Origin of the sequence: Streptomyces thermoalcalitolerans (assembly GCF_039525155.1) — a bacterium.
GTDB lineage: Bacteria > Actinomycetota > Actinomycetes > Streptomycetales > Streptomycetaceae > Streptomyces > Streptomyces thermovulgaris.
Genome location: NZ_BAAAHG010000027.1, coordinates 1 through 18,736 on the forward strand (window position 1 = coordinate 1; position 18,736 = coordinate 18,736).

At 70.6% G+C, this 18,736-nt stretch carries 5 protein-coding genes; 1 reads left to right on the plus strand and 4 read right to left on the minus strand.

Features of this window, described 5'->3' with window-relative positions:
• Positions 1–466 precede the first annotated feature (466 nt).
• The gene (locus tag ABD224_RS16665; RefSeq protein ID WP_344050455.1) at positions 467–1,591 is read left to right on the plus strand and encodes a hypothetical protein; all 1,125 of its coding nucleotides are present in this window, start codon (positions 467–469) and stop codon (positions 1,589–1,591) included.
• A 466-nt stretch (positions 1,592–2,057) separates the two neighbouring features.
• Here the strand turns inward: ABD224_RS16665 and ABD224_RS16670 are convergent, their stop codons facing one another.
• From ABD224_RS16670 to ABD224_RS16685, 4 genes are all read right to left on the minus strand, one after another.
• Positions 2,058–3,980 (minus strand): SNIPE associated domain-containing protein, encoded by a 1,923-nt coding sequence (locus ABD224_RS16670; RefSeq protein ID WP_344050457.1) that lies wholly within the window; start codon positions 3,978–3,980, stop codon positions 2,058–2,060.
• A 148-nt stretch (positions 3,981–4,128) separates the two neighbouring features.
• Positions 4,129–10,173, minus strand: coding sequence for a hypothetical protein (locus tag ABD224_RS16675; RefSeq protein ID WP_344050459.1), 6,045 nt, complete (start codon positions 10,171–10,173; stop codon positions 4,129–4,131).
• A gap of 69 nt (positions 10,174–10,242) precedes the next feature.
• The gene (locus tag ABD224_RS16680) at positions 10,243–12,597 is read right to left on the minus strand and encodes a hypothetical protein (RefSeq protein ID WP_344050461.1); all 2,355 of its coding nucleotides are present in this window, start codon (positions 12,595–12,597) and stop codon (positions 10,243–10,245) included.
• Positions 12,594–18,572 (minus strand): DEAD/DEAH box helicase, encoded by a 5,979-nt coding sequence (locus ABD224_RS16685; RefSeq protein WP_344050463.1) that lies wholly within the window; start codon positions 18,570–18,572, stop codon positions 12,594–12,596. Before ABD224_RS16685 ends, ABD224_RS16680 begins: the two co-directional genes overlap by 4 nt.
• Positions 18,573–18,736 lie beyond the last annotated feature (164 nt).

Here is an 18,736-nt window from a genome sequence, read left to right on the forward strand (position 1 = left end):
TCCGCAAGGCCCGCTGCAGCACCAACCGCATCGGCCGCACGGTCGCCGCCATTCACGCCATCGAGATCGCCTGGCGCTCAGGATGAGAAACGTTCACGGAGCGAACGAAGCATTTTTGCCGATTTCTCCGTGTCAACGGTCCGTTGTCGCTACAATCCGGCCTCATGACGGAGTCATGAGCCGCGGGACGGTTCACGATGCGGTACGCGGAGCTGGACCGGCTGGAAAATCAGTTGTCCAACTCGGGGCTGCTTGATGCGTGGCGCAGTTGACTGCGGTGAAGGCGATCACGACGTAGCTCAACGCAACGACACCAGTCGCATGACGATGCGCTGGGGTCGTCACGCGGCTTCCGGGACATCCGTCCACAGAAGTGCTGACTTCTGAGTCACCGCGTTGAGACGTCAGCAGGTTTGTCCGAACGCGGCAGCCCTGCTGGACACTGAAGTGTTGGGGGGAACCCGTCATGACCGAAGCTCCGTTTGACACTGCCGACACCGACAGAGACGACGACGCCGACCGGAAGGTCGTCGAGCAGGAGCGAGCCGAGCTGAAGGAGTTCGTCAAAGGGCTGAGCGCGGACGACATCAAGTCGGGCAACTGGTTCACCAAACTCAGCGCTCATGCCCTGAGCTCCTACACCGAGAAGGTCGACTGGCAGTACTTCCAGGAACGGTATGAGGGCGCACCCCCGGACGTTATCGTCGACCAGCGGATCAAGATGGCGGCTCGGTACGCCGCGCTTGAAGGCGGGCTCTCCGCCGGGGCCTACACAGCGACCGTCGCCGCCACCATCGGAAGCCTCGGTGGTGCCTCGCCGGCGACCGTCCCGGCCGCCGTCACGACCATGATGGTCGACGTCGCGTTCATCAGCCGACTCCAGCTCCATCTGGCCTACGACATCGCAGTCCTCTACCGGGTCCCGCTCAACCTGTCCGACCCCGACGATCTGTGGAAGCTCATACGGGTGGCCTTCACGATCAAGAGCGGGGAAGCACTCCAGAAAGGCGCGATCAAAGCGGTTCCAGCCATGGTGCGGCCGTTGGTCAAGCGCTTCTACTCCGGATCGGTGCTCACCGCCGCGAAGGGGCTTCCCGTCGTCGGGAAGCACCTCCTGCAGCGCAACGTCATCAAGGTCGGTATTCCCCTGGTCGGCGTTCCCCTCGCGGTGGTGCTGAACCGCTACACGACGCTGCTCGCCGGTCGGCACGCGCAGGCCGTCTTCCGGAACGAGGCACGGGTGATCGAACTCGCCGAGGGGCTAAGCAAGCGCAGTCGGCACCCACAGTTGCTGCTGTGGGTCACGTGGCTCGTCATCAGCGCGAACCGCAAGATGACTGATGATGAAGCGCTGTTGATGCGACATCTGGTGAGGGCGGTCCGGGAGCAACATCAGGTGGTCGACGAACAGCTCGCCCAGCTCGTCGATATCGACCCCGCCGAGGTATGGCGGCGCATAAACGCCGAGCCCGGAGATCTGAGCGACATCCTCGACGCGGCCGAGCGGGTGGCCACGGTGAACGGTGCCGTCAACGCGCGCGAGGAAGCAGTCCTCTCCGAACTGCGAGACCGCTGCCGTCTCCGAGTCTGACGCTGTCCTGCGCTACCGAAGACCACGGAACCGTATCCGCCTTCCGGCAGGACGGTGCGGGTCGAATGCGTGTGGGTAAAGAAGCCGGGACCCGTGTCAGTGGCTCAGGCTTAGATGGGCCACTGAACGTTCATAACGTCGTTGCCATCCTGCTTGAGCGGTTTGATTCTGCGTGCCTCTCCCTCACCGTGGCCGAGGCCGGTGGCAGGTCGTGGTGAGTTCCCGTTCCACTCCGCCCACCAGTTCCTGCGGCTTCTGCTGCGTCCCCAGAACCGTCAAGTTCGCAGGTCAGCAGCGTCTTGCAGGTACTGCGGATCAGACGGTCGACGTCGTCGGAGGTCGATCGCCGGAAGACCGGCTCCTGGGCCTGCGTGCGGTCCGTGGTCCAGCAGACGCCACGGAGGTTACAGCGGTGGGGCGGCGCCGGGCCGGTGCCGTCCCACCGCTCGCTCTCAGCCCTCCGCTGTCACGACTGTGCCCGTGCCGCCGCGATGCTGGCACGCCACTCCGGTGCCTCCGGCTTCTCGTGGAACTCCAGGAGATGCTGGCCGGCGTGGCGGGCCAGGGCGTCGCGGACCTGGGCCGGGGTGACGTGGAAGAACTCGCGGCGTGGGTTGACCCGGTTGACGCGCTGTGCCTCGAACTCCTGGTGCAGGGCGCGTTCCAGGCCGACGGCGTCGTCGCTGTAGATCAGGGCGTGCACGTCGAAGCGGAACGGCACGGAGGCGTCGCCGAGTTCGTTGACCCGGTCCATGGGATCGAGGCGGCGAGTGAGGCCGATTTTGACCATGGACTCGCCGAAGGCGCCGATGTTGGAGATGACGTACACGTATCCGGCTCGGCTGTTGGCCTCGCGCCGGTCGATGGCCTCCTCCTCCGCGTCGATCTCGGCGATTTTCCGTTCCAGTTCCTCGATCTGGGCCGCATCCGCCTGGCCCGCGGAGCGAGCTCGTTCCAGTGCCAGGACCAGGCGGTTGCGCTCCTTGTCGAGGCGGGCGCGTTCACGGGCGATCTCCCGCTCCAGGCGCTCCTCCTCGCGCTGGCGTGCCCGCTCCTCGCGTCGGCGTTCCTTCTCCTCCTCGACCTTGGCCAGGTAGTCGGCGGTCAGCTCCAGTTCGCGCACCCGGAGCCGGTGGTACTCGTCGGTGACCTGGATGCGCATGGTCCTGCCGAGCCGGGCGATGGTCTCCCGGGACTTCTGCAGCCGGTCGACGAGGGAGGCGAGGCGGTGCGGTTTCATGCCGCGTACGGCGGCGTCGGCCTCGGCGTTGTAGGCGCGCAGCATCAGCTTGGAGAAGTCCCGCACCATGCGCCTGCCCTCGGCGGCGGAGCCGTTCACCGTCCAGTCGGTGACGCCCACGACCGCCCTGCCGTTCTTGGTGAGCGTCTTGTACCGGTCCTTGATGCGGTCGAGTTCCGCCTTGTAGGCGACGGCGTCGGCAAGCGGGTGGCGGTACTCGTAGATGCCGGCCTCCTGCAGGAGCACCAGATCGTCGGTGACGACCAGGTCTCTCTGTGCCTCGGCCAGCCGGCGCTCGGCCTCCTGGGCCCGGGCCTCCATCTCGTGCAGCCGCTGCCGGGCTCCCTGGAGTTCGCGCTCGGCGCGTTCCGCGGCTGCCTCCACCTTCGCGTCGAGCACGGCGTCGATCCGCTGGAGTTCGGCCAGATGCTCGGCGTGGGTACGGCGGATGCGGTCGGTCTCCTGGACCAGCCGGGCCGTGTCGGCGCCGGCCAGGGCTGTCAGCTCGGTCAGCAGGCGATGGTTCTCCGCCCGCAGTGCCTCGGCCTCGGCGGTGCGGGCACGCAGTTCCTCACCGAGCCGGGCCGCTTCGGCTTCCGCCTCCCTTCGGCGGCGACCGAAGAAACCGCCTCCGCCGCCACTGGTGGAGGGCGGGGACGGCTGAGGCGGTACGGGGGCACTCGGGGCGGGCTGGTGCGGGACCTGGGCCGGGGCGACGGACGGCGCGGGAGCGGCGAACGGCTGGACGGGGGCCGGGTGGGCAGCGACGCCGGTCTGCGCCGCCGCATACCAATGGCGCCACTGCTGCAGACGGTCGGTGAAGCTCCGGCCGTCGCGCTTGTCCATGTTCTTGAACTCGACCGCCCATCCGGCAACGAACAGGGTGAGGGTGTACTGCCCCAGTCCGTCCGTCCCGCGCACATCGGTGATCTCGACGAGTGTGTGCGACACCAGCCGCTGACCGGCCCAGCCCTGTGCCCGGAACAGGACACGGCGGTCGGTGAGGGCCAGCACCCCCATGGTCCCGTCATGGTGGGCGACGGCGAGAGCCTGCACCGTCTCGTCGGGCGTCAGCACCTCCGGGAGGCTCTTCACTGTGCCCTTGACCGGGAACACCATGCCCTTGAGCGCGGCTGCTGCCGCGTTCACGTCGGGTCGGGAGGACTGTACGGACACGGGACTTCGCTTTCTCTTTTCTCTTTGTGTTTCTCTTTGTGTCTCTTTGTGATTGCCGTGTGTGCCAGGCAGGACTGGCGGACAGCGGGGGTCGGGCGGAAGCCCGGCCCCCGCGGGTGAGTCACCGGTGGTCGGCGCCGAGGACACCCAGCGTCGTGTGGAGGACCGGTTCCACGCGCAGGCGGGTGGCGTCGCGGTCCAGGACCTGGAGGGTCTCCAGGCAGGCGAGTGCCCAGCGGGCGTCGTCCGGGGTGTGGCCCGCGAGTTCGATCGCGGCCGCGCAGTCGGCCTCGGGATTCCAGTCGGTGCCGAGCTGTTCGACGATCGCGTCGTAGGCGGCCTTGACGCTCTCGTCCTCCAGCAGGCCGGTGGCGTCGGCGAACTCCTGCGCGCCGTCCTTCCGGCCGAGCCACTGCTCCAGCTCGTGCAGGGCGCGGTCCTGGTCCTTGTACCGTTCGCGCAGTTCCAGGACGCGGTCGAGCAGGAACGGCCAGCCACCGGTGGCCGCGGCCAGCCGGGCCAGGCGTGCGTCGGTCTCGTAGGCGCTGTGGTACTGCGCCCAGTCGCGCAGGGCCCGCCGGCCGTACCGGCGCAGCACCACCACGGTGTCGTCGCCGTCGGCTTGCTCCGTCCCGGTGCCGCCGAGCAGATCGCGCCAGAAGCCGAGCTGTGCGGCGCTCGACACCAGGACCACGGACCGGGTGACCTCGGAGGCCTCGGGCAGGATGGTCCTGGCCTGTTCCAGGGACTCCCGGCAGGGCTTGTCGGTGCCCGACGTGAGATCGCTGATGAGCAACCGCCGCTCACCGGGCCGGCCGGCCGCGAGGGCCTTGCGGTAGGCGTTGGCGCTGCCGATCGGCGGCAGGGTCCAGCCCGCCACCCGGCCGGTCGCGTCCCGCAGGGTGCGCTCCACGTCGCCGACGCCCGTCGCCCGGGTGCCGAGGACGACCCGCACCTGGTTGCCGCCCGTGCCGAGCAGATAGTCGATCTGGTTGATCGTCAGCGGTGCGGAGCGGCGGCCGTCGTCGAGTCCGGGGCGGCTGTCCAGGACGACGGCCTCCTCCAGTCTCGACTCGCGTTCGGCGCCCAGCAGGCGTGCCTCGATCTCCTGGGCGGTGCCGATCATGCGCAGGGCGTTCGGGCCGCGCAGGTGCCAGCCCTGGCCGTCGTTGTTGGGCGCGAGCACGCCGAGGCCGACCATCTCCTCGAGATAGGCCCGGAAGCCCTCGCTGTCCAGTTGCTCGAATCCCTGGGGCCACCAGCCGGCGCATTCGTCGCGCAGTTCCCGGTCGCTGAGCCGGGTCTCCAGGCCGTTGTCCCGGGCGTGCTGGGCGAGGACGTTGGCGATGACGTTGTAGCGGTCGTCGAGGGCGAGGGTGTCCTTGAAGGCCGCGGTGATGTCCGAACGCAGGGAGGCGTCCTGCTCCACCGCGTCCACATCGGCCGCCTCGATGATGTACGGCGGCGGGGTGAGCGGCTGCCGGGCCCGCTTGGCCTGCATGACCTCCACCATGCGGCTGCCGAAGATCTGCAGCAGGAAGGGCTGGTACGAGCAGAAGCCGAGCACTCGGTTGACCAGGTCGACGTCGGCGAACTCGAAGCCGAGGGCCCGCATCGGGTGGACGATCAGGTCGGCGGCGAACTGCGGGGTGAGCGGGCCGACGACGGTCGGTGTCTGCGCGAGGTGGCTGAACGGGCTGTTCCTGGCCAGGCGGGTGAACCGCTGCACGGAGTGCAGGCCGGCGAAGACCACCTTGGCCCGGCCGCGGGAGTCCTCGCCCAGTCCGCGCAGCCGGCGGGTCTCGGTGCACTCGGGCACGTCGGCCTCGAAGAAGCGGTCGCACTCGTCGAGCAGGATGAGCAGCCGGCGGTCGGCGTCCTGCGCCAGCCACGTGGCGATGCCGTCCGTGACCCGCTGCCAGGGCTCGGGCCGGGGGCCCTTGCGGCGGGGCTCCTGCAGGACGCCTTCCTTGGTCAGCTCCTGGTCCAGGGTGGTCCAGATCGCGGCGGCACCGAGCGCGGTGCCCTTGCCGATGCCGATCTTGTCGAGGTTGAGGTAGAGCTTCCGGTAGGAGCCGGGCCGCTGTTCCACGAACCGGTCGCCCGCGTCGGCGAGCAGCGCGGACTTGCCCAGGCCGCGGCCGCCGTAGAGGATCTGGGTCCCGTTCGGGTCCAGGATGCTCGCGCGCTCCCGGTCCCGCCCGTAGAACATCTCCCGGCCGATCCGGCCCCGCTTCTCCTTGATGTACGGGTTGACTCCGGAGAACGGCAGCAGTGTCTCGGTGGCGGCGTCCACGCGCCGGTTGCCGTGCGCGGTGAGGTAGGCGAGCGCCGCGTCGTCGACGACGAGGGTGGGCTTGATGCCCCGGGAGGCGGCGGCGAGTTCGGTGCGGGTCCGGCTGTCCAGGGTGCCGAAGTGCACGACGAGCAGGCTGCTCTCGTCCGGGTCCTGGGAGATGCGACTGAGCAGCAGCCGCGCCGAGGGGCGTCCCCAGATCAGCAGGACGCGCAGCTTGTTGCCGCGGTCCTTGATCTGCGAGCCGAAGGCCGGCGCCCAGGCCCGTCCGGTGACCTGGATCTCGTACAGTTCGAAGAACCGGTAGTCCCTGCCGTACGGCAGTCCGTGCAGCGGCCGGGGCCCCTTGGCCTCGAAACCGAGCAGGGCCAGGGCCGGGTTGAGGTTCTCGCGCGGCTTGATGCCGCCCCGGTCCCGGGCGGAGGCGAGTTTGCGCCATCTTTGCAGGGCGTCGGCGGCGCGTTCCGCCTCGCCCTCCGACAGGGAGGAGTAGTCCAGTGACGCCAGGCCGCCGAACCGCTTCCGGGAGCGGACGGCCTGGATCAGTTCGGGGGTGATGCCGCCGGGCAGGGCGTCGGGCACCTCGGGGAAGAACGACTCCAGGTGCGAGTCCTGGGCCCTGATCTCCGGGACCGGCTCGCCCAGTTCGAGGAAGTAGACCAGTTCCGCGGCCGTGGCGAGGCTGTCGTTGTCCAGATTGTGCAGGACGCGTTCGCGGTCCTCCTCGCTGACGTCGGTCAGGGCCGCGAGCCGGGCCCGCAGCCGGTCGGCGGCCTGGTTGCGGTAACGGGGCAGCAGTTCGGCGACCCGGTCGAGGTTGCGCCGGATCACCGACAGGTCGCGGGGTTCACCGCTCTCGGTGCGGGGGGCCGCGTCCGCGAGCAGTTCCTGAAGGTTGACGTCCTGCTCGTCGGTGAGCGCTCCGTCCGCCTGGGCCCGGCGCAGTTCCGCCGCGAGGGTGCGGGCCTTGTCGGCGAGTTCGCCGTGCCGCCGCTGCTCCGCCTGTTCGAGCCGCGCGAGCCGGTCGTCCGAGGCGTCCAGTCCGTCGGGTGCGGGCAGGACGCCCAGCTTCGCGAGGCGCAGAATGGCCCTGACCTCGGTGAAACCGTCGCGGGCGGTCTGAAAACCGATCGCTTCTTCCCAGGTGCGGTCCACCGCCGCCAGCAGATCGGTGACAGTGGGAGCCGTACCGGGCCAGTCCGGCACCTTGTACAGCTCCACGTCCAGCAGCTCGGAGATGTCGGCGCCGGTCGCGCGTACCGTCGGGGCGGTTCCCGACTCCAGTTCGGCGAAGACGGCCTCGAGCATCTCACCGGCGGCGTGGGCGGCTGCCCTGGCCACCGGGCGGGAGCCCCGGCCGACGGACGCCAGCTCGCCGAGAACGCTCTTGCGCAGACCCAGCAGGGACAGCCGCAGAGCGGCCACCGACTCCGCGGCCCAGGCGGTTTCCTCGGTGCGCGCGACTCCCGACTGCTCCCTCTGGGCGCTGCGCCATTCCCACACCGTGGCGCGCACCCGTTCCACGAACTGCCGTACGTTGTTGCGGCCCGCGCCCTGTATGACGCGCCCGCCGGTGCCGCGCAGCCCGCTGTCCATGCGGTCGATCTCGGCCTCGATGTGCGCGGGCCGGTCCAGTCGCCTCAGCAGGGCGTCGGCGCGCTCCTCCGCGTCGGCGGCTCCGTCGACCACGGCCGTCAGGACACTGCCGAACAGCCCGTTGGGCTTCAGCCACTGCTTCACCATCTGGGACGCCCGCTGGAACCTCATCCTGGGCGGCACGAGCATGAGCCGGCAGGCCTCGACGGCGTCCTGCAGGCGGCTCTCGGTCTGCGAGGCGCCGGCGACGACGGTGTGCAGCGGGGCCAGCAGCAGCGCCATGTTGGAGGTGCGTTCCGCCACCTCTGCGGCCACCTGCTGGAGGGTGTCCGGCAGATGGACGGTCAGGGCCCGCAGCTGGGCGCCGACGATCGGTGCCCCGGTCGCCAGGGCCGCCCGTACGAGGACCGGGAGCAGGAGCAGCTCCAGCCCGCCGGCCTTGGCGTCCTCCTGGGCGTCCCATTCACGCAGTGCGTCCTCGACGTAGCGTGCGGCGTGCTCCGAGCGCGGGGTGAGCAGGGCCGAGGCGGCGGACAGGCGCAGCACGGCGGACTCCGCCTCCGGCCGGCCGGCGGCGCGCGACAGATGGGCGGCGAGCCCGAACCGCTTGTCGACGATGAGCCGGGCGAGGGTCGACTCCACGGTCTCCTGCTGCCGGTGGGCGCCGGGGGCCGCCGCGTCCTCGGCAGGGCCGGATGCGGTGCCGGTCGAGGGGGTGTCGGCGGTCGTGGAGGCGACGGGGCCGACCAAGGCGGTGGGTTCGGCGGTGTCGGCGGTGCCGGCGGTGTCGTTCTCCTGCGAGTCCGACGGCGTGGTCACCTGCTGTGCGGGCACAGTCCTGTCCGGGGCTTGCCCGGCCTCGGCAGCCTCGGCGGCCTCGTCGCCGTGCTGCGCGGGCGGTGCGGTGTCCTGCGCCGTGGCCATCGTGATCTGCTCGTACAGCACGGCCGCCACGGCGTACGGCGGGTGGGCCAGTGACAGCTGTTGCTGCACCTGCACGATCTCCGCTCCGGCGTCGGGCTGCTCGCGCAGTTCGACGAGCCGGACCAGCAGGGTGAGGAAGTGCGCGCAGGCCTCGTCCTGTTCGTCCCACGTGGGCTTGGCGAGCAGTTCGCCGGCGCGCCGGGTCGCGTCGGCGATCACCTCGGCCACCGCGCTGTTCTGCGGGCATCCGAGCGTCGGAACAATCTCCAGAACAGCGCGGGTCCGCGCGTTCCGCTCGTTTCGCGCCGCCGTCTTCCGGACGCTGTCGATCGCCGCGAGCAGATCCGTCAAGCACTCATTGACATCGGCGGCACCGGCTGCGCAGAGCACGTCGCGTGCCTGGGCGAAGGCGGGCGCGACGGCGGTCAGTGCGGCCAGGTCGGAGGCGGCGGGCGGGCATCCGTCCAGCAGAGTGGTCCTGATCCGCTCGACGGCGTCCCGTGCCGCGTCGACGGTGCGGGTCAGCGTCTCCCCGGCGGAGGCGAGGTCGTCGAGGACGGCTTGCTCTCTTCGCGGCGGCTCTTCCGGCTGCCGCCTCTGCTGCGTCTCCTGCACCTGTCTCCCTTCCCGCGTGTGCGGCACAAGGGGATTCCCCGGTGCCGCGTCCTGCGTCCGACGTGGTGGTGGGACGGCGGTCGCGGCGGTCGTGTCGCAGTCGCCTTCGTCCGTCCCGCTGTCGTCCGGTTCCTCTTCGTCCGGGACGTGCGGCTGGTCGAACCCGGGCGTCGCATCGATCACCTTCTGCGCTGCCTCGGTGACCGCTCTCCGGATGGACTCGTCCACCTCGGCACCGCACCAGTCGTGGTCGGCGGCCCACATCAGCAGGCGGGCGTGGAACGCCGATGCCCGGAGGTCGGAGAACAGTGCGAGGCGCACGAGGCGTGTCCCCCAGCGCTCCACGGGGTCGCTTCCCTGCTGTGCGGGGGTGGGGTCCAGCGCTGCGCGGACGACATCGCTGAAGATGCGGGCGGTCAGGTGTGACACGGCATATCTGCGGTCCGGAGCCGGGACCAGCCGTTGTATCCGTTTGAGCACCTGTTCGCTGAGCACCCGACCGAAGCGGCGGGGGGCGATCTTACGGAAGCCGAGGCCCCGCATGATGGCCTGACGTCCGTCCGCGGCAAGGGAGTTGAGGGCGAGTTCCGTCTCCTCGACGGTCAGTTCGGCAAGGGAGGACTCGAACGCCGGTTTCAGTCCGTCGAGCGCGGCGGCCAGCTTCTTGAGCAGGTCGGCCGGGGTGCCGGGAGGAGAGAGCGGCGGCTTTGCAACCGCGGGAGGAGTGAGGGTCATTCAGTACCGGCTTTCTTGTGCGCGTTCCCTGCGATGTACGCGCAGGGTTCGTGGTAGGTGGTCGGGTGGTCAGCGCCGGCGGACGTGCTCGGTGACGAAGGTGTAGCCGTCGGGAAGTTCCCAGCCGTCGGCCTTTCCGATGCGGCGGCAGTACTCGCGGTAGGCGACCCGCTGTGCAGGGGTCGGCTCCCAGCCCGCGGGCAGCCGCCGCAGGAAGCCGTGGACGAAGTGCTCCGTGCCCATGGGTGTCGTGGGCCCGCCACCGCCCGTACCGGAGCGGGGCACCACCACGGGGTTCGGCGCATAGCCGATCAGCGGGATCTCAGGTTCCCCTTCGCGTGCGGGATGGTGCGGTTGACCGTCCGCCCCTCGGCTTCCGGTGGCCGCGTACAGCTTTCGTTCGGCGAGGAGCTCGTCGACGGCTTGCTCCAGTGCGGTGATCTGGTGCGAGGCCGGGGTGGCGGCGTAGATGTTCCTCGGCAGTGCGGCACGGTCGAGCAGGGCGTGTCCGTCGGGTGTGAGCCGGCCGAAGCGGCGTACGGCGCGCAGGACGAGACGCCGGATGTCGAGTCCGGCGGAGGAGTCGCCGTCGCGGCTGCTGCCGGGGGCGCCGTCGCGGGTCAGCACCTGGGGGTCGTAGCGGTGGGTGATCCGTTGTCCATCGATGTCGACGGGGTTCTCCAGTTCGGCCGTGGAGAGCCGGAAGACAAAGCCGCCGCGCGGCCACTGGAGGTACAGCCGCAGTCCGGGGAAGAAGTCGATGGGCCACTGAATGCCGTGGAGCATGCCGGTTTCCGTGGTGAGGTCCAGCGTGACCTGCTGGACCTCCTCGGATGGGTCCAGCATGCCGCCGGGGTGGCGGAGTTCCAGCCGGACGGTGAGGCTGTCCACGCCGAGGAGGCTGAGGTTGTCGCGGACCATCGGCTTCAGCGGGAGCCGGCCCTCCAGGAGGTGGGTGAGACGCAGCGGCATCTGCCAGAACAGTTCGCTGTCGTGGATGCGGAGGTAGTTCTGGAGGCCGATCTCCTCGTCGGCGATCTCCTCGTCGAGGAGCGGGGCTTCGGGCTCGGTCTCCTCGGCGAGGTCTTCCGCGTCGGCGGTCTCCTCCACGGCGGTGCGCTGCTCGGGGAACTCCGACGTCACGGGTTCCGTCACGGGTTCGGGTGGCGCCACGGTGTCCCGCCAGCCGCGTCCCGCGGGGATGAGGGGATCGCTGCCGTCCGCCTCGTCCGCACCCGGGTGGTGGGACCGCCAGATGCCGCCGCTTTCGAAGGCGTCGTCCAGCGTGATCCGTACACCGCTGCCGGTGCTGAGGCCGTTCTCCGTCTCTCCGCGGACGAAGTCCGCGACCGCGAGGTTGGCCCGGCACACCGAGACCGCGTACTCCACGCCTGTCAGAAGCGGTTCGGCGCCGTCCACGCCGCGCAGCCAGGGGCCGATCGCCGTGTACACCGTGCGCGGGCCCTGCAGGCCGTGGCGGCGGCGGCCGGCCGGGGCGGCGGCGTGCTCCAGGGAGCAGGTGAGTGCGGACAGGTCGGCCCCGCCCAGGGGCCCGTCATGGCGCAGCCCTGCTCCGATGCGCGTGCGGGTCAGTGCGTAGTGACGCCAGCTGCGCAGTGTGTCGCTGGTGCGCAGGGCGTGTCCGACCGTGTCGAGCAGTCCGGCGAGCGCGTCCCGCAGCCGCTGCTCCTCCTTGCCGCCGGCCAGCTGGACGATGGACACCGGCACGAGCGGGCTCAGCAAGGACTCCCGCTGGTGGGTGAGCAGATGGTGCACGAAGGCCGTGGTGTCGTCGAGTCCGGCCGCTTCCGGCGAGGGATAGCGGGCACCCACGACGACATGTCCGTCCTTGTCGAGCCACTTCTGGCGGGCGCGGAACCGGTTGATCTTGGTCTCGGGGAGCTGGAGTCCGGGGCCGAAGACCGTGAAGTCGGGGATGAGGAGTTCCTGGCGCACGGGGTTCGGCGTGTCCTGCTGTTCGCCCGGACCGTCGGCCCCGGCCGGGGCACCGGACACCCAGGCGGGGACATCGGCGCCGTCCGCCAGACAGGGGTGTCGGCCCTCCTTGTAGACGATCTCGGCATAAAGCGGGTCCGAGCCCGTTTTGATGCGTACGAGGGCGCCGACGGGCAGGGCCGGGGTCTCGTCCCCCAGGGTCAGGCAGGGGAAGGTGTTGAGGTTGAAGGCTCCGTTTCCGTAGCCCTCGCCCCCTGGTTCGTACCCGAAGTAGGCGGCGTTGAAGGCGACCGCAGTGTGCACCGGGCCGCCCCCGCGGTCGTCGACGACGGCTTCCAGGTACCTGCGCAGCCGCTCGAGCTCCTCGGGCGGCGTGGTCCGGTGCCCGCCGGTCATGGCCGGGGTGAGCACGGGCGGGTCCTCGTACGGCCGCCAGATCTCCACCTCCGTGGTGCTGCTTGTGGTCATGCTCCGCTCCCCTTCCGCTCTGACCGGTTCACCGCATGTCGTGCCGGACGGATCGCGCGCCAGAGCCCTCGCTCGTCCTCGACGGCGACGCCGCGGGCGGCCAGCCGTGCCAGGCTCTGGCCGACGGCGGCGTACGGCAGGTCGGCGCGGCCTCCGAAGTGGCGGCTGTCGCGCAGAGCCGGCGGAAGGGCGACCATCTTCCGCTTCCCCGGGTGGTACGAGGACTCGTCGCCGCGCAGCGCGTGCCAGAGTCTGCGGGGATGCATGCCCTGTGGCTGCAGCTGCAGCAGCCGGTGGACCTGGAGGTCGACCCGCTGGTCGCGCAGTGAGGTGTCGGTCCCGCCGCCGTCCCGGGGGCGAGGGCTGTGGAAGGCCTCGGCGACGGCGGGCCGCCGCTCGTCGACCGGTCCGTGGCCGGTGTCCCAGCAGGCGGAGCAGCGGCAGCGGGCCGTGCTGCAGCAGCCCTCGGGGAGGTCGGTGACACCGAAGTAGTCGGCGAGAAGACGCTGGGCGCAGACCGTGTTGGCGTCGAAGAAGTGTCTCAGCCGGGCCAGTTCCTCCGCCGCCCGTCGGCCGCGTCGGCCGAGCAGGGGGAGATAGCCGCCGGGCAGCGTGGGCTCACGCCCACCGGTCACGGTGAGGCCCGTGACCAGTCGGCGGCTGGGGGCTGCCGAGACGTCCAGGAGGCCCCGGTCGTGCAGGTCGGCGAGGAGTTCCCAGGTCGCCGCCGGGCTGTCGGCGTACTCGGAGTAGCCGACGCAGTGTGCGGTGAGCTGCCGGTGGAGAAGGCGGACATCGACCTGTCTGGGGGTGTCCCAGGACAGGGCGGTGTCGATGACGGTCTGCTCGATCCTCGCGAGCTCGGTCTCTTCTTCCCCCTCTCCTTCTTCGCCGACGGGGCCGTCGGTCCGCGGAGTGCCGTGCGGCACCGGCCGCAGCTCTCCGGGTTTGACCGCGCAGCACGGGGGATAGTCGCCCTGGTCCTCGACCGCACCGAGGTCGGCGAGGGCGCTGAAGGCCCGCATGATGCCGCTCCGGTAGCGCTCCTGGGTGTACCGGTCCTCCAGGTCGGACTGGTCGAGCTCGCCGGCCGCCACGTCCTCGGCCATGAGGGTGTCGGCCAGCTGCACCGGGTCGAGGGTTCCGCCGCGCCGGGCCAGGACGAGGTGTCCCATGCGGCGCAGCAGGGAGGGCTTCAGCTCCTGGCCGGTCATGAAGCCGGCCATGCGCAGACCCCGGCTCGTGGCCAGGGCGAGGCCGCAGTTGACGGGGCCGTCGGCGGCCGTGCCCCGGCCCGCGCTGTCACGTCCGGCCCGCCCGATCTGCTGGTACAGCGCAGCCAGGTCGGTGGGCGGCGACACACACATCACCGTGCGTACGTCGGGGCGGTTGACCCCGAGGCCGAAGGCGGAGGTGGCGACCACGACGACGGGCGCGAAGGAGTCGTCGTCCTGCCGCGGTGCCTCCCGGAACTCGGTCATCACGGCCGTCTTCTCGGCCTCGGTGAGCCGGCCGTGGAAGCGCAGCACGCGGACACCGGAGTTCCCGACGTACTCCCGCAGGTGGGTGTGGAGGGTGTTGACCTCCTTGACGGTGAGGCAGTACAGGATGGCGTGGCCGTCCAGCGCGTCGACCACGCGCTCCACCAGTCCCGCGACACCGCCCTGTCCCAGACGGTCGAGAGAGCGGCGGAAGATCGCCAGTTCGGGCCGGATCGGATTCTCGCGCACCGTCACGAGTGCGTCGACGACGCCGGGCCGTTCGGCTTCTGCGCGCGCTTCGGCCGAGTCCGGCGCGGGGATCGCGGCGGGCAGGCCGAACAGTCCTTCCCGCAGGGCCTCGTGGACGGCCCGGTTGGCGGTCGCGGTCACCGCGGTGACGGCCACACCGTGGTCCCGGCGCAGTTCGTCCAGGAATCTGCCGACCCGGCGCATGCTGGGCCGGAAGTCCTCCCACTGGGCCAGTGTGTGCGCCTCGTCGACGGCGATTCTGGTCACCCGTCCCGCCTGTGCGGCCTTGCGCACAATCTCGCGGAAGCGCCGCTGGCACAGGCGTTCCGGGCTCACGTACACCAGGCGGATGTCGTGGTCGGCCCGGCCGAGCAGCTGGTCCGCCACTTCTGTCTTGCCGGCTCTGCTGCTGGACTCCCGCAGCGGGGAGATCAGCGCGCGGACCGCTCCGCCGATGGCACGGTTGAGTTCGAGGGCCTGGTCGTGCATGAGGGCGACGAGCGGACTGACCACCACGGTGACCCCGGGCAGGACCAGTGCGGGCAGCTGGAAGGTGAAGCTCTTGCCGAACCCGGTGGGCAGCAGTCCGAGGACGTTGCGGCCCTCGGCCACGGCGGTGATGACGGCCTCCTGGGCCGGTTTGAGAGGTACGGGTTCCTCGGAGAACTTCAGCAGGCCGCCGATGCGGGCACACCGTTCCCGTACCACTGCGGCGAGCATTCCCTGCTCCCGGAGTTTTCCGGTCTCCTCGGGGGTGAGGGCGAGTTTCCTAATGAGCCGGGTGTGCGGCAGCAGGGTGTGCCGTTCGAGTGCCGCGTCGGTGCAGAGCTCGGCGGCCCGGTCCGGGTCGAGGGCTCCGTGGTCGGCCAGGAACCGCCAGATGCGGCGCCAGCCTTCGGTCATGGTGACGACGTTGCCGCCGCCCCTCTCGCCGGTGTCCGGGTCGGGGCGCTGCAGTCCTTCGTCGAGGCTGCCGAGGAAGGCACGCCGGTAGGAGCGGCGCAGACTGTTCTGACCTGCCAGTTTGCGGTCGCTGATGACGACGACTCCCCGGTGCCGGTCGGACCGGATGAGCCGGCCGACCGCCTGGCGGAGCTGGAGTGCGGCGAGCGGCAGGTAGTAGTGCTCGGTGGCGGCGCCTTCCGGGTCGGGATGACCGGCCTGCGCGGCACGGTCGGCGACGGCCGCGCGCCGGGCTTCGACAATCGGGGCGGCGAACGGTGCGAAGGGCAGTTTGTTGATCCAGACCAGGCGCAGGCGTTCGGCGTCGGAGACGTCGACGCCCTGCCACAGTCCCTTGGTGCCGACGAGGAAGCCTCCGCCGTCCCGGGGGTCGGTGAAGGTCTGGTAGGCACGGCTGTTGCCGAGGGTGAGCGCCTCGACGACCGGTGTCTCCAGGCCGCGGGAGCGCAGTTCCGCTGTGAGGTGGCAGCCGATGCCGGCAGCGGTCGAGCGGGCGGTGGTGAGGATCAGGCCGCCGCCGTCGAATCCCCGGCCGTCCGGTCTTCTACGGGTCATCTCCGCGGCGTATCCGGCGACTTGGTGTGCGACGGTACGCATCGCTCCTTCCTCCTGCTCGGCCCAGGAGGGGAAGTCGGAGAAGCACACCACTTCGGCCTGGTTCCTCAGGTCGAACGGGGAGTTCAGTGCCAGGGTCGGAAGGGTGTCGGGCAGTCCGAGCCGGCTCCGTATGAAGTCCCACTCGCCGGCGACCCGGAGGGTGGCGGAGACGTAGTGGACACGGTCGAACGACTCCAGGCAGCGTCGCCATTCGGGGTCGGCGGGCAGGTCGACGGGGCTGCTGGCGACACGGAATCGGTAGGACCGCAACTCCGCTTTGGGTTCGGCCAGTTCCTCCAGGTGGACGACGCGCGAGGGAACGGCGCTGTCCGCGCTGTCCAGCGTGGCCGCGGGATTGAGGAGGTCGTTGATGTCAGCCGTGATCCGCTCGAGGGCGGTGGCGAGGTCGTCGGTGTGTGCGGCGAGCGCGGTCAGGCGTTCCGCGGCCAGTGCGTCGATGTGGCCGCTGTGCTGTGCGACGTATCGTTCCAGGGCGATGCGGCAGGCCGAGAGTGCCTTGGCGACACGGTCCAGCAGGTGGGAGAGCCGTCGGGTGTCCCGGGTGCCGGAGGTGCCCGCATAGGGGCTGGCCACCGTGGTCGCCCGGCTGCCGACACGGACGCCCGCTCCCTTGGCGCGCGCGTCGAAGGCCCGGGCCGCGAGCCGGGGCAGCCGTTCGTCGTCGAGAAGCCGGTCCAGCTCGTCGATCGCGCCGGCGGCCCTCTCCCGTTCGGCACCGGGGAGTGCTTCGGCGATCCATGCCTGATGCTCTGCCAGCACGTCCTCCAGGTCCTGGTAGTCGACCTCGACCGTGAGCGCGGAGGTGGCCGCGTTCTCCAGCTCATGCGCCTCGTCGAGCACGAGAAGCACGTCCGGGCCGAGAGCGCGCAGGTCGTCCAGGTGGGAGAGGATCAGTGCGTGGTTGGCGAGGATGAGGCGATGCCCGCTGATGGCCTCACGGACCGTGTCGGTGTGGACGGCGAGGGGGGTGCTCGCGCCGGGGCCGTAGTCCCCGTCGCGCTGGGACAGTGATTCCAGCCAGGAGGACAGGCCGTCGCCCACGTACGTGGAGAAGAAGGCCGGCAGGTCGACCGGATCCACGGACCGTGCCGTCCAGGAGTGCGGTGGTTCCTCGGCCGCGAGCAACCGCAGGGCGAGGTAGACCGCGAGTTCATGTCTGCGTGACTTCTGGGCGGGCCGGGTACGCGCCCCGCCCCGGGCGGGGGCCAGCCGCGTGGCGTCCGCCAGCGCCTTGGTCAGCGCGGCGAGGGAGAGCCGGTTCGACTGGCCCTTGACCAGGTCGGCGACCGTGAGCACACCGGGCAGAGCCCGCTCCAGGTCGTGGAGGTCGCGTGCCATCTGGCTCTGCAACTGCTTGGTGTAGGTGGCGATGACCGCTGTACGGTGCTCGGCTCCGGCCAGCCATTCGAGCGCGGCGGCGAGCACCGCGTAACTCTTGCCGGTGCCTGTGGGCGCCTCCAGCAGACCGCTGACGCCGCGCTCGGTCCACTCGTGCAGCGTCTCGGTCATGCGTTGCTGGGCGGGCCTCGGCTCGACGCGTGAGCCGTGCACGACCCGTGCGAGGGCGGTCGGTTCGACCCGCCCGTCGGAGCCCCGGAGCTCGTCCGGGACCACGACCGCGGCGCGTCCGGGGGAGCGTCCGTCGAAAGCCCTTCGGGGCGTGTGCCGTGACAGCTCTGCGCCCAGCAGACGGGCCACCTCGGCCTGACTCCAGACGAGCGGTTCCCTGTGCTCCGTCGGCTGTCCTTCGGCCAGCTCCCGCAGCAGCCGCCAGGCGGCCGAGTCCCAGCAGACGTCCGCGATGAGTTCACGCAGTTCCGGGCGCCAAGCAGCGTATTCGGCGGCGGCCCGGTGCAGCAGACTCACCAGCAGGGCGGCATCGCCGTCGGCGGTGTGTGCGCGGACCCCCGCCAGGGACAGATCGAGGTACCGTGCCAGATCCTGCAGTCGATGGGAGGGGACCGTGGGCCACAGAGCGTGGGCGATGTACAGGGCGTCGACGGTCCGCACACCGGCAAGGGGGTCTTCGGTTCCGGCCCGCGTCGCCTCCTCGCTCACTACGGTGAAGTCGAGTCCGGTCCCGTTGTAGGCGACGACGACGTCGGCGTCCGCGAGGAAGGCACGGAGCTCCGTCCATGCCTGCTTCGCGGGGACGCCCTGCGTCAGCACGGCGTCTCGTACGGTGTCGTCGCGTATGTGGTCGGCGGCATCCGCGGAAAGCGTGAGGTACCGCTGCCAGTGAGGCGCGGCCGTCACCCACGTCCGGTCCACGCCGAACCGGACGGCCGCCACTTCGTAGACAGTCCGTTCGACATAGGGTGCGGTCGCGGTCGTGCGTACGACGCTCTCGATGTCGAGCGCGACAGCCCGCAGCCCGGAGGCCCGGGCCTCGGATGCGCCGCGAGCGGTTGCCGTCCCGCTCGCCGGCGGTTGTCCGCAGTCCTCTGCATGATGCGGGACGGCCCGGAGGAGGCCGTCGCCCGAGGCGATCAGCAGGCCGCCGTCGATTGCCTCGGTGAGCAGCCTGACCAGCCGCTGCCTCGGGAGCCCGAATGCCCGGGTTGCCTCCAGGAGCAGGTCCTGCTCCGTGATTCCGGCCTTGTGGGCCCGCACCAGGTCCACGATCCTCCGTGCGGCGGCGGAGATCGTCCGCTGTACAGCCATGTACCCCTCCCCCAGGGCCAGGGCCATGGGTCGGCGCCATCACCGCACCGATCCGCCGGCGGCCGTGCTTCCCCTCCCCGGAAAGCCTTGGGCACACCAATGGCCCCAGCTATGACACTCGCCTCGTCGACGCGGAGGGCCTTGTCCGAATGGATCTTTGATCC